This is a genomic window from Acinetobacter sp. CAU_H_S170_2 (assembly GCF_058890445.1).
Window position 1 is genome coordinate 1650438 of sequence record NZ_JBZYAE010000001.1, and the last position, 12452, is coordinate 1662889.

General features: G+C 41.7%; 11 protein-coding genes. 3 read left to right on the forward strand and 8 right to left on the reverse strand.

What is annotated here, in order from left to right; translation table 11 throughout:
- The 8 genes from AC5EUN_RS08000 to AC5EUN_RS08035 form a co-directional block, all read right to left on the reverse strand.
- On the reverse strand, positions 1 to 1323 hold the full coding sequence (locus AC5EUN_RS08000) for a TolC family protein (RefSeq protein ID WP_493352248.1): 1323 nt from the start codon (positions 1321 to 1323) through the stop codon (positions 1 to 3).
- 47 nt (positions 1324 to 1370) lie between these two features.
- Complete coding sequence (locus AC5EUN_RS08005; protein ID WP_004693170.1) at positions 1371 to 1799, reverse strand: cation efflux protein, CzcI-like; 429 nt, start codon at positions 1797 to 1799, stop codon at positions 1371 to 1373.
- Positions 1800 to 1864: 65 nt separating this feature from the next.
- The gene (locus AC5EUN_RS08010) at positions 1865 to 2773 is read right to left on the reverse strand and encodes a cation diffusion facilitator family transporter (protein WP_004693172.1); all 909 of its coding nucleotides are present in this window, start codon (positions 2771 to 2773) and stop codon (positions 1865 to 1867) included.
- Between the two features lie 130 nt (positions 2774 to 2903).
- Positions 2904 to 3740 carry an SDR family NAD(P)-dependent oxidoreductase gene (locus AC5EUN_RS08015; RefSeq protein ID WP_493352249.1) on the reverse strand — a complete coding sequence of 279 codons (837 nt, stop codon included), beginning with the start codon at positions 3738 to 3740 and terminating at the stop codon, positions 2904 to 2906.
- Between the two features lie 777 nt (positions 3741 to 4517).
- Entirely contained in the window at positions 4518 to 5405 is an 888-nt protein-coding gene (locus AC5EUN_RS08020; protein ID WP_493352250.1) for a DMT family transporter, read from the reverse strand.
- Between the two features lie 277 nt (positions 5406 to 5682).
- Entirely contained in the window at positions 5683 to 6960 is a 1278-nt protein-coding gene (locus tag AC5EUN_RS08025; RefSeq protein ID WP_183176022.1) for a DcaP family trimeric outer membrane transporter, read from the reverse strand.
- Between the two features lie 240 nt (positions 6961 to 7200).
- Complete coding sequence (locus AC5EUN_RS08030) at positions 7201 to 8568, reverse strand: MFS transporter (RefSeq protein WP_058869586.1); 1368 nt, start codon at positions 8566 to 8568, stop codon at positions 7201 to 7203.
- Between the two features lie 281 nt (positions 8569 to 8849).
- Positions 8850 to 9764 carry a LysR family transcriptional regulator gene (locus AC5EUN_RS08035; RefSeq protein ID WP_005399482.1) on the reverse strand — a complete coding sequence of 305 codons (915 nt, stop codon included), beginning with the start codon at positions 9762 to 9764 and terminating at the stop codon, positions 8850 to 8852.
- Positions 9765 to 9879: 115 nt separating this feature from the next.
- Here AC5EUN_RS08035 and AC5EUN_RS08040 point away from each other — a divergent pair, with 115 nt between their 5' ends.
- From AC5EUN_RS08040 to catA, 3 genes are all read left to right on the forward strand, one after another.
- A complete protein-coding gene (locus AC5EUN_RS08040; RefSeq protein ID WP_010326681.1) occupies positions 9880 to 10989 on the forward strand; it encodes a muconate/chloromuconate family cycloisomerase in 1110 nt (369 codons plus the stop codon).
- A 29-nt stretch (positions 10990 to 11018) separates the two neighbouring features.
- Positions 11019 to 11309: a muconolactone Delta-isomerase gene (catC, locus tag AC5EUN_RS08045; protein ID WP_010326680.1), complete on the forward strand. Its 291-nt coding sequence runs from the start codon at positions 11019 to 11021 to the stop codon at positions 11307 to 11309.
- Positions 11310 to 11454: 145 nt separating this feature from the next.
- Positions 11455 to 12375 carry a catechol 1,2-dioxygenase gene (gene catA, locus AC5EUN_RS08050; RefSeq protein ID WP_004979728.1) on the forward strand — a complete coding sequence of 307 codons (921 nt, stop codon included), beginning with the start codon at positions 11455 to 11457 and terminating at the stop codon, positions 12373 to 12375.
- Positions 12376 to 12452 lie beyond the last annotated feature (77 nt).

Sequence of the window (12452 nt, forward strand, 5' to 3'; positions counted from 1 at the left end):
TTATTGTGCTCCGCCAAGGATGAGGTCTTGTATTTGTGCGATTGAATTTTTACTGATTTGGCTATAAGCATCTGAACTACTGATCTGTTCATAGCTGGTACCGAGGCTGAGTGCTTCTGCGCTCAATGCGGTCTGCCAAGCTTGACGTAATAACTGCAACTGCCCAAGGCGTATGCTTTGCAGTTGTAAGTTGGCTTGTTGAATGTCGGTAATGGACAGTTTTCCCGCTTTAAAACCTTGCAACGTACGTAGTTGAACTTGTTCTGCCAAAGTGGTTTGTTGGTTTATTGAACTGAACTGCTGTTTTAGTCCTTTAAGCTCATGCATGGCATTGGCGATATCTAAAATCTGCTGTTTTAACTCGCGCTGTTGCTGCTGATTTAACAAGCTTTTCTGGCGCTGGGCCATCGGAATGCTGTATTGCTGGCGGTTAAAAATATTCAGCGGAATATCCACACCGACACCTAATGTGGTATCACTGCTTTCATTGGGTGCTTGACTCCGTTTCATGCCGACATTTAAGGTCGGATTGGGACGCGCCTGCACTTTTAAACTTTCAATGTTTAAATTGGATTGTTGAATATTCAGTGCATACAGCTTTTCCAACCAACCTTCAGCAATATAGCGCTGTACTGTTGCATCGCTTTGATCTGGCCATGGCATTGAGGTCGCATTGAGTTGAACATCTGCTTTAGTTTCGCCCCAAAGGTTTGAGAGTTGACGCTGTGCTACTTGTTCTGCCAGTACCGCTTGTTGGTATAAGCGCTGCATATCCAAACTTTCGATTTGCGCACGTTCATAGTCAACCAAAGCAATACTGCCCGCCTGATAACGTTTTTTGGCACTGTCTAAATTGTTTTGACTCACTTTAAGTTGTGCTGCGTACAGCGATTTTTCAACTTGTGCCAAAGCCAACTGAGACCATGCAAATTTCACCACCAATTGGCTTTGTGCTGTCCACAGTTGTTGCTGTAACTGCCCTTGTTGCTGCGCTGTTTCTGCGAGTTTTTGATTGAGCTTACGCTGTCCAAAAACATCTAAGGGCTGACTGATGGCAATACTGAGCTCACGTTCGGTATTTGAACCAAAACCATCTTGATTGATATTTAAGCTAGGATTTTGCCATAGGCCACTGTTTTTGATGTTCAGCTCTGAAATGCTTTGACGCTGTTGCCCAATGTCACTTTGGTTTTGATAGCGCTCTACTTTTGCTAAAGCTTCATCCAAAGTCTTGATCGGTTCGGCAAAACTCCATTGCATCGCGGCTGTTGTTATGCCCACAGCAAGGGCTTGGCGTATCAACGCCTTAAATTGATTCGACATGCTTTTTCCCACTAATTTTTAGAAGAAGTGGTGGGAAATGTTTTAGGCTAACCCACCATTAGCGGGGAAAGTTCAGGAGGAGGATGTTGCCCCAATAAATCAGGGGCTTGATAGGCATTGTGCCAAAAAAACTGCGGACGCTCACGAACTTCAAACGCGAGCGGCATTTGATAGTTTATTTCTTTCGGAATAATCAAATGTGCCATTGAAGGCAAATGATCTTGATGGTCTTGATGGTCTTCACCCAATTCAAACTGATCATTTGCCGTTTGAGTATGGCTATCGGCACTGCTTTGCTGGTGTGCCTTATCATCAGACACACACAAGGTGGTTTGATGATGCCCAAAATGAAAATTTTGTTGCGTCACGACTTGAGTTTTTTGTTCTTCATGGACGCAAAAAGCTGCCGCCACGTTCCAAAGACTTTGGAACATGAATAAAGCAACTAAGACGCTAATCCACGTGGTAGAACGCATAATGTCGTACTAAAATAAAGTGACGCTATTGTAAAGCCTAGACTAAGTCTAAGGTCAAGTCTTTTTTAATGACTATGTTCATGTTGGTGTGGATGGCATTCATCTTCTTCAATCTGCAAAGTCACTTGCGTAATCCCATGCTCATGCCCCAATAACTCCACAGCTTGGTGGTATAAAGCTCTCTGATCTACATCAGGTGCAATCAAATGCGCTGTTAAATGCACATTCTTAGAGGTAATGGCCCAAACTTTAAGCTGGTGAATACCTTGTACACCCTCTAAAGCCAGCAAATCATTGCGTAAAGATTCGATATCAATTTCACTTGGTACACCTTCGAGCAAAATATTGATACTTTGTTTTAGTAACACCCAAGTTCTAGGTAAGACCCAAAAGCCAATCAACACCGCAATAACGGTATCTACCCACATCCAACCTGTGAAATAAATCACCAGTGCGCCAATGATCACACCCACAGAGCCCAAGGCATCACTGAGCACTTCAAGATAAGCCCCTTTCACATTTAAGCTGTCTTGACTGCTCGACACCAAAATCTTCATTGAAATCAGGTTAATGATTAAACCCAGAACCGCAACAACCAACATACCCAAGCTTTGAATTTCAGGTGGCTGACTAAAACGCTGATAGGCTTCATATAAAATGTAAATGGCTACCACAAACAACATCATGGCATTAAACAAAGCTGCCAAGATTTCAAACCGTTGATAGCCAAAAGTACGTTTATCATCGGCAGGTTTTTGCCCAATTTTGATGGCTGCTAAAGCAATCGCTAAAGCAGCGGCATCGGTAAACATATGCGCTGCATCGGACAGTAAGGCCAAGCTTTGCGTGATAAATCCTGCGACCACTTCTACAATTAAGAAGGTAAACGTCAGGGCAAGTGCGATGGTTAATTTCTTGGCATTTTTTGCAGTCACTTCAACATGACTGTGATCATGGTTATGAGAACCACTCATGTAGGACTCCTTATCATTTTATTTAACGGAATGCTTTAGCATTGAAATCGAAGCTTTTTTTAATTTAAAAATTACTCGATTTAGTATACTCGGTTAAAACAATAAAATCATCTTTCATGTGAATACGTCTTTATTTACGGCGTTTTTTCCCTGTCAAAAAGCTCATGGCCTGCGTATAGCCTGTTGGTGTAATACGCTGTACCAGATCGATAATTTTGGCATCTGTTCCAATTAAGACACGGCGCTCATCTTTTTTCACAGCCTTTAAAATGGCCTGTGCTGCGACATCTGGCGGAGTTTTAAGCATTTTATTGAAAGAACGACTGGCACGCTCTGGGTTCATACCCAGCGCACGAATACTGTCACTCATTCGTGCACTATTGGCGATATTGGTACGTATACCCCCCGGATGAACACAAGTTGCACTGACGCCACAGTCTTGCAAATCTAACTCTTGACGTAGTGCCTCGGTAAAACCACGGACAGCAAACTTTGTCGCATTATAGGCACTCTGAGTAGGTTGAGCAGTGAGCCCAAATAAACTTGAAATATTCACAATATGCCCAGAGCCACTTTGTTTTAAATAGGGTAAAAAAGCTTTGGTTCCATACACCACACCCCAAAAGTTGATGTTGAAAATCCACTCGGCATCTTCATAGCTCAGACCTTCAACAGTACTCGCTAACGCGACCCCTGCATTATTAAAAACTAAATTGACCTGCCCGAAATCCTGCTCACACTGCTTTGCCCAATCCTCTACTGCCTTACGGTCTGAAACATCTAGTTTTGTGAGCGTGACTGAAACAGGATAATCTTTGACGTGGTTTAAGGTTTCCGCCAAACCTTGTTCATTAACATCACTGAGTGCCAAATGTGTACCTTGCTTTGCAAGTTGAATCGCCAACTGCTGCCCAATGCCAGAACCTGCACCTGTGATCGCAGCCACTTTATTCTCAAAATTTTTCATAATGCTCTCTAAATATAGTGTTCTAAATATCGTTTTACACTTAAACGCCATGCTGAAGGTTCAAGTGCTCTAGTCTACGCAGACAAGGTGCTATTTTAGTTAATGTACAAAAATTACACTCATGAATGAAATGATCATTTCTAATGATTAAGTATGTATAAAATTCATGAGTAGTATTTTAAATATAAGATCATTTTTTATTGGGTTTGTGTTCTTAAGTGATAGGACTCTAGAAACTGAAAGCAAGTTACTGATATCTAAATACTGTCCTCACAAGCTTTAGACTATAACAGCTATGAGCAATTCTGCTTTATCTGTTATATTTTTTTAATCTTGTTTTTGTATCTGCTTCATCCGTCCTTTGCTTTGCATAATGTACTCATCACCTCAGTTGAGTGCAGTAACCATGAAAGATCTAGACTCAAAAAAACCAGCAAAATATGCAGATAGTTCAATTTCAGATAAAGCTTTTAAAAACATGATTATCTGGTTCGCGATTTACTGTGGGCTTTTTTGTATAGGTGTGATTTTCTTTGTCGGTGCAGATCAAAACTACCTTCTTCAGTAAGAATCTGAAGTTTGCTACACTAATATCAACATCTAAATTTTGGCCTCAGAATTGAATTTTACGAGAAGTACACACTTTGGAGATTAAACCTAGACATGGGTTTAGTCTCTATTTTTTAAGTTGAACTACGATAAAATGGCACTAACATTATATTTTGAATGGTTAATGTCATTACAACTGAATGACAGGGGGTGCATAAAGATCAGACTTCAAGCCCAAATCACTAAAAGTGCAGCAATCACCACCAATACAATACCGAGATGTTCAGCACGTGCCAGCTTTTCTTTAAAGAAGTAGGCTGAAATCAACATACTAAAAATAATCTCAACCTGCCCCAAGGTTTTTACAATGGGCACGGACTGCATACTCATGGCACTAAACCAACCCAGTGACGCCAAAAAACTACATAGGCTGACACGAAATGTAAGTCCAATACGTTGCCACATCGCCCATAACGTTGCACGGCGAAATATACCTAAATACATTAAAAGTAAACAGCACTGTGTTCCAATCACCATTAAGAGCACCCAAGCTGCACGGTGAATAAACGGTAAATTATCTAGTTCTAAACTGGCCTCACGTACCAAGAGCGAGGTAATGGCAAAACATAAACCACTTCCGATACCTATACACAAGGTTTGTACGGAAAAATCAGAAAAGTCCCGACCTTTAGACATTAAAAAAACTGCGAAACCTCCAACAGCAACCCCAAACCAGCCTAAAAGGCTTAAATGATCAGATAAAAAGACTACAGCAATAATCGCAGCAAGTACTGCTTCACTTTTAGCAAGACCCACCCCAATTGCATAATTTTTTTGCTTAAAAAGCTGAACCATCAAGGCTGTTGCTGCAATTTGGCTCAACGCCGCAATAAGCACATAAATAGCAAAACGGAGATTGAAATGGACGGAATCTGTCACAGGTTGGAAATGGTAAAGACAACTGATGTAAAGCAGCGCTAAAGGTAAAGCAAAGATGAACCGCGCTAGAGTCACTCCATAAACATCTACAGTAATACTGAGTTGCTTTTGAAAAGCGTTGCGCCAAGCCTGCATGAAAGCGGCCATAAGCGTAAAAAGAATCCATGTTATTGTCATCAAGTACTCTATATACAGTTACTTACCTCACCTAATGTAACCCGTTGATGGCAGCAACTGTGCTTTATTTTCATGACTTATTCTTATGTGACAAATAACTTAAGTTCTGACGAAACTTCGACTATTGCATTACTTTCACAACATCTCCTCAAAACTGAGTATTGAGGAAATTAAATAGCAAGACATAAAAAACCGAAGGGCTTATCCTTCGGTTTCTGTGTGAAATTTCACTTCATTCTATACATATCAAAGTGAAAACGGGTTATCACTTCAAGCATTAGAAGTTATAAATCGCAACCAAGTTCACACGGTTGTCTTCACCTTTTTTACTACCATTTGCCGCAGGTGCAAACGCTTCACGCTCACCGTAGACATACTCTACGCCAAGGCTAACAGGCTGAACTGGGCTATAGAATAAATTACCCCATGCTTGCCATAAGTTTTTATTGATTTTGGTATCATCAGCTACAGCATCAAGGTAGTCCTGATTTTTATCAAAAGTCATATAACCATAAGCCAAAGTACCACGTAATTTGTCATTAAACTTTTGTGTTAAACCGACAGTAATTGAGTCAAATTCACTTTGTTCAATACTTGTGCCTGTTGCAACTACACCAGGGTTAGTAAAGGAAACAAAGCTGCTATCGCCTTTAACATGGTAGTAGTCCGCTTTCACGGAAGTCACAGGGGTGATGTCAAATTTGGCACCAACACCTACACCATATGCCCACTCTTCCTGATTTTGAATGCGTTTTTCATGCGCCATTGCACGTCCACTGACTGAAAGAGCATCATTAAACTTATGATTGAGTCGTCCTGTAAATGCTGGCATACGTTGACTCATGCTGGCATCTTTCGGGTCTTCCACTGCCGCGACTAAGTTAGTATTTGGCGTGAATTTATGGGTATAACGCACTTGAGGTGTACGTTTAATTGAAGCACCCACATAAGCCAAAGCATCAATCGTTTCAGGGATGTAGTCTGGAGTCGCAAAGTTTGACCACGTTTGACCAATTAACCAGTTACCATAGTTTAAATACGCATGACGAATACGTAAATTATCAAGGTTTGCACCGCCTAAAAAGTCGACCTCAATTTTTGCATTTAAGTTCTGATCGGCGACTGGCGCTTTAAAGTCCAAACCTAATCGCGTTGCTGAAAGGGTTGATCTTAAACGATCGCTATTTTCAGCATTTCCTTCTAAAGGCACGCTATTGATTTGGTTATAGGGCATATCACGAGCACCACCTTCAGCCTGATACGATGCGTCCGCGCGAACATTACCGTATAAGTTGAACTCTGCCCCACCTTTGGTCAAACCTAAACCCGTTTTTTCAACCGTTTTTGGCGTCGTCAACACTTGACGTTCAACAGCGCTCAATTGAACAGCTTGCTGCTGTTGTTGCTGCGTATTCTGTTGAAGCATTTGTTTTAACGCATTAATTTCATTTCTAAGTTGCTCAATCTCTGCCGTCGTATTGGTTTGTGCGTGTAATGCTGCACTACTTAACATAGATAAAGTGACAACTAAAGCATTCTTCTTAAATTGTTTCATTTAACACGGGTCCTGTGTATTTAAGTCTGTCCTGACTTTTACTCTTTAATATTTAGCTCTCTTTTTCATCGCTGTTTTCTAACGCAATGCATTTTTTTTAATACTTTAAAATGAAACTTTTTATCGCATTAAAAATCGCGTTAAAAAACAACTTATAAAAAGCAAATTGATTTTAACAGTTCATACAGTTTTTGAAATGAGCCTACTACTAATGCACTAGACTCATGGGTTCAGTATTATTTAATTCGCTGTGGATTTAACTGCATCAAACACTTGTTTTGATTTGGTTTTTTCACCATCTACAGACACTTTTAAGTTGACCATAAACACTGCCAAAGCCGCAATCACACCAGGTATCGCAATCACGAGAAAATTCATTTGATGTGGCAACTCAAAAGTTAACAATGCACCTGTCAGTACTGGTCCAACAATTGCGCCAATGCGTCCAATGCCTGAAGCCCAGCCCATACCTGTAGAGCGCACCGCAGTTGGATAGAACTGTGCAACAAAGGTATACAGTAGAATTTGTGAACCAATAGTTGCTGCGCCTGCAATTGCAATTAAACCGTACAGCACCATTTGTGGGCTGTTGAAACCAAGTAGAATCAGTGCAATCGCTCCTACAGTGAACATCGTCGTCAAAACTGGTTTTAAGTGGAAACGGTCTGCGAGCGCACCGCCGCCAATTGCTCCCACCATACCGCCAATATTTAAAGCAAATAAGAAAATCATACTCGCACCAAGCGAATAACCTGCTTGAATCATTAGTTTTGGTAACCAGCTTCCAAGCGCATAAACCATGAGTAAGCACATAAAGAATGCCACCCAAAACATCATGGTGCTAAAGGTACGGCCTTGTTGGAACAATGCCTTTAATGGAGCGTCATCACCTGCAACAGGTTCATTGAGCTTAAATGTCGTTTCAGGCTGAATGGCTTGCTCCGGTGCAATTTTTTGCACAATTTCACGGACTTTTTCAGTTTCACCCTTTTTAGTCAGGAACATTAAAGACTCAGGTAAAAACTTCCAAAGAATCGGTAAAGCCAAAAATGGAATGATGGCGATATAGAACATGATTTTCCAACCATAGTCTGTTACTAACCATGCACCCAGTAAAGCTGAGGTCATGCCACCAATAGCGTAACCACTGAACATAACCGCCACGAGTGTGCTACGAATACGCTTCGGAGCATATTCAGTCATGAGTGCGACCACGTTTGGCATCACCCCACCAATGCCAAGTCCCGCAAGAAAACGTAAAATACCAAATTCGATAGGATTGCTTGCAAATGCGCCTAGAAAGGTGAAGCCACTAAAAATAGCCACACAAATCATAATGGTCTTTTTACGGCCCAATTTGTCAGACAACGTACCAAAGCTCATCGCGCCGAACATCATGCCAAACAATGCGGTACTTGCAAGTAAGCCTGCTTGTACTGCACTGAGTCCCCACTCTTGCATCAGAAGTGGCAGTGCCACGCCATAGATGACTAAATCATAACCGTCAAAAATAATAATCAGTAGACACCAAATGAGTACACTCCAATGAAAGGGCGTAAATTTGGCTTCATCGACCACCGTGTTGATGTTAACTGGATTTGTATTCACTTTAAGCCTCCTGCTTGCGAATGTTTGTTGCTGTGCACATTGCAGCAAAAGTAGCTTTCTTGTCCAAAACCGAATAACTCTATATTTATACCTTTAAGGTCGGTTAAGGTTTTTATTGTTTTAAATAAATAGGTTATATAACTAATGTTTTAAGTGGGAGACAGAAAATAAGCAAAACCAAGTGAAAATGACTATAAAAAAAGCCATCCCCTAAGGATGGCTGAAAGGGTTCGTTTTAAAATGTAGACTTTAAAAGTATTGTGAAATTTAAATTCCCAAGTTTAGATAAATGCGCGGTCATATTTGATCGCTTCAAGGTCATAGACCTGATAAATACAATCAAATAACGAACGAATGTCCTCGCTTTCATCCATGGAACGAATGGCGAGAAAAATGGGGCTAGTCGCTGCATCATCTAAGATTGGAATATAGTTCAAATGCGGCAGTTGAATGGTTCGTGCACTTTCTGGAACCACACAAATTCCTTCTCCGGCTGCAACTAACCCTAGTGCCAACTGTATTTCACGGACTTCTTTTAAATGTTTGGGTTCCAGTCCATATTCTGAAAACAGCCCTTGGACTTGGGTAGAAAAGTTTGGCTTGGGATGACTTGGATAAAGAAATAAGTTTTGATCGACCAAGTCCGACAGATACACACCTTGTTTTTGCGCCGTCAAAGGATGACTAGAATGTGCCGCCAACATCAGCGGTTCTTCACGCAGTAAAACCCGACGCACAGCAGGATCTGAAATACGTAAGCGTCCAAAACCAACATCAATCCGCCCTTCTTTTAAGGCCTGAATTTGATCCTTGGTACTCATTTCGATCAATTCGATTTTTAAATGCGGTTGTTGCTGCCGAAATAAATACACAATTTTAGGCAATAAACCATATAACAATGAACCCACAAAGCCCATAGTCACCGTTTTTTCAACCAAGCCTACACGTTGTGTCATGGCTTTGACTTCTTCGGCATTAGACAAAAGTTTAACAGCGTGTTGATAGAAGAATTGTCCTGCTTCCGTGGTTTTGAGTGGACGGCTGCCACGTTCAAATAATTGCACCCCCAATTCAGCCTCCAGGTTTTGTATCTGGCGGCTTAAAGGAGGCTGTGCAATGAATAATTTTTCAGCAGCTTTGGTAAAACTCTGCTCTTCTACAACAGCTACATAGTAGCGGAGGTGTCTCAATTCCATGACTATTTATACCTTTAAGATATATTAAAATGCTAATTTGATCTTCGACAGTTCATATTTATTCTTTTAAGGTATATCAAATCAGGTACACAACGCAAGGCTGCGCAGAGTTAAGATGTATAAATCTATAGAAACCTTACTCGTCGAAATCCCCACTATTCGCCCACACAAAATGGCGGTAGCGACTATGCAAACGCAAACGCTTGTCTTGGTGAAAATCAGCACTGAAGATGGCTTTGTCGGTTGGGGTGAAGCGACAACAATTGGCGGACTGGGCTACGGTGAAGAAAGCCCAGAAAGTATTAAGACCAATATTGAAACTTATTTTGCACCTTTATTGAAGTCCCTTAAAGCTCAAAATATTGCACAAACCATGCGTGCTTTGAAAAAAAATATTAATGGTAACCGTTTTGCCAAATGTGCAATTCAAACGGCTCTACTCGACATCCAAGCGCAACGTTTAGATTTACCCCTTTCTGAAGTATTGGGTGGCCGCTTACGTGACAGCTTACCTGTACTTTGGGTATTGGCATCTGGTGACACTGAAAAAGATATTGCTGAAGGCCGAAAAATGATTGAGGCAAAACGCCACAATATTTTCAAACTTAAAATTGGTTCACGCCGTGTAGAAGAAGATGTCGAACATGTTCTTGCGATTAAACAAGCACTGGGTTCAGACATTTCCATCCGTGTCGATGTGAACCGTGCATGGTCTGAGCTAGATGCGATTAAGGGTATTCAACTCCTACAAAATGGTGGTGTTGACCTGATTGAGCAGCCGTGTGCGATCGACAACATTGATGCGATGCAGCGTTTAACACGACGTTTTGATCTTGCCATCATGGCGGATGAATCGCTCATGGGACCAAGCTCAGCCTACCGTTTAGCCAAAACCAATGCGGCCTCTGTTTTTGCAGTGAAAGTGGCTCAGTCTGGTGGACTAATCGAAGGTCATGAAGTGGCGAAGATTGCCAACTTAGCCGGTATAGATTTGTATGGCGGAACCATGCTTGAAGGTGCAGTCGGCACGATTGCTTCGGCACATTTGTTCTCGACTTTTGAAAATTTAGCTTATGGCACCGAGCTATTCGGCCCACTGCTCTTAACCCAAGATATTTTAAAAACCCCACTTCAATACACTGACTTCGCTTTGCACTTACCTCAAGGCAAAGGACTCGGTATTGAGTTGGATGAAAACAAGATTGATCAGCTGCGCCGCGCTTAAGCGACGTCTTAACCGTTTAGGAGTTACACATGCTTTTTCACGTACGTATGGATGTAAACATTCCACTGGATATGGCTGCTGAAACTGCCAGTAAAATTAAAGCAGTCGAAAAAGCATATTCGCAAGAGCTACAAGCTCAAGGCAAATGGCGACATATTTGGCGCATTACAGGTCAGTACTCAAACATCAGCATTTTTGATGTAGACAGCAATGAAGAGCTACACAACATTTTGCAAGGTTTACCCCTGTACCCGTATATGAACATTGAAGTGATGCCTTTGAACCGACATCCATCGTCTATTCGCGAAGATGATCGTTAATTGAAAAAAGATTTTATGCAATTTAATCACTGGAACCTAATGAATGATCTAGTGAAAGAAATTAACAAGGAACGTGGCAGCTAAGCTTTTCAACCTATTCATAAAGCTAGCCACCACACAGCAAACATACTTAAGGAGCAATAGTATGAATCGTCAACAGATTGATGCATTAGTCAAAACAATGAATGTGGATACAGCAACCGGTTCTGTAGACGCACGTACTCAACAAATTGTGGTTCGCCTATTGGGTGACTTATTCCAAGCGATTGAAGACTTAGATTTGAGCCAAACTGAAGTTTGGAAAGGTCTTGAATACTTTACGGATGCAGGTCAAGCCAATGAACTTGGTTTACTTGCGGCTGGTCTTGGTCTTGAGCATTACCTCGACTTACGTGCAGATGAAGCCGATGCCAAAGCAGGCATTACAGGCGGAACGCCACGTACCATCGAGGGTCCTTTATACGTAGCTGGTGCACCTGAATCGGTTGGTTTTGCACGTATGGATGATGGTTCTGAAGAAGGCAAAATTCCGACTTTAATTATTGAAGGGACAGTGACTGACACTGATGGTCAGATTATTGAAGGTGCAAAAGTTGAAGTTTGGCATGCCAATAGCTTAGGCAACTATTCTTTCTTCGATAAGTCACAATCAGACTTCAATCTACGTCGTTCAATCATGAGTGACCAAGATGGTAAATACGTTGCTCTCACCACGATGCCTGTTGGTTATGGTTGCCCACCAGAAGGGACAACTCAATTTGTATTGAACAAGTTAGGCCGTCACGGTAACCGCCCTTCGCACGTACATTACTTCGTATCTGCGCCAGGCTACCGTAAGTTAACCACCCAATTCAACATTGAGGGTGACCAATACCTGTGGGATGACTTTGCATTTGCAACACGTGAAGGCTTAGTGGCTACCGCTGTTGATATCACCGATGAAGCCGAAATTGCGCGCCGTGGTTTAACTGGTCCATTCAAACACATTCAATTCAATGTTGAACTTGTGAAAGACCAAGCGGCTGCACCATCAACTGAAGTTGAGCGTCGTCGCGCCAGCGCTTAATTACCCTTGGAACCGAAATAGCCACTGCAAAGTCGCATTTCGGGGACTTCCTCACTTTTGGAAAGTCGGAGAACGGA

What these genes read in the sequence shown, in the direction of transcription:
- catA (WP_004979728.1), top strand. Translation starts at nt 11,455, where the DNA reads ATGAATCGTCAACAGATTGATGCATTAGTCAAAACAATGAATGTGGAT.
- AC5EUN_RS08010 (WP_004693172.1), bottom strand. Translation starts at nt 2,773, where the DNA reads ATGAGTGGTTCTCATAACCATGATCACAGTCATGTTGAAGTGACTGCA.
- AC5EUN_RS08020 (WP_493352250.1), bottom strand. Translation starts at nt 5,405, where the DNA reads ATGACAATAACATGGATTCTTTTTACGCTTATGGCCGCTTTCATGCAG.
- AC5EUN_RS08025 (WP_183176022.1), bottom strand. Translation starts at nt 6,960, where the DNA reads ATGAAACAATTTAAGAAGAATGCTTTAGTTGTCACTTTATCTATGTTA.
- AC5EUN_RS08035 (WP_005399482.1), bottom strand. Translation starts at nt 9,764, where the DNA reads ATGGAATTGAGACACCTCCGCTACTATGTAGCTGTTGTAGAAGAGCAG.
- AC5EUN_RS08040 (WP_010326681.1), top strand. Translation starts at nt 9,880, where the DNA reads ATGTATAAATCTATAGAAACCTTACTCGTCGAAATCCCCACTATTCGC.
- AC5EUN_RS08005 (WP_004693170.1), bottom strand. Translation starts at nt 1,799, where the DNA reads ATGCGTTCTACCACGTGGATTAGCGTCTTAGTTGCTTTATTCATGTTC.
- catC (WP_010326680.1), top strand. Translation starts at nt 11,019, where the DNA reads ATGCTTTTTCACGTACGTATGGATGTAAACATTCCACTGGATATGGCT.
- AC5EUN_RS08000 (WP_493352248.1), bottom strand. Translation starts at nt 1,323, where the DNA reads ATGTCGAATCAATTTAAGGCGTTGATACGCCAAGCCCTTGCTGTGGGC.
- AC5EUN_RS08015 (WP_493352249.1), bottom strand. Translation starts at nt 3,740, where the DNA reads ATGAAAAATTTTGAGAATAAAGTGGCTGCGATCACAGGTGCAGGTTCT.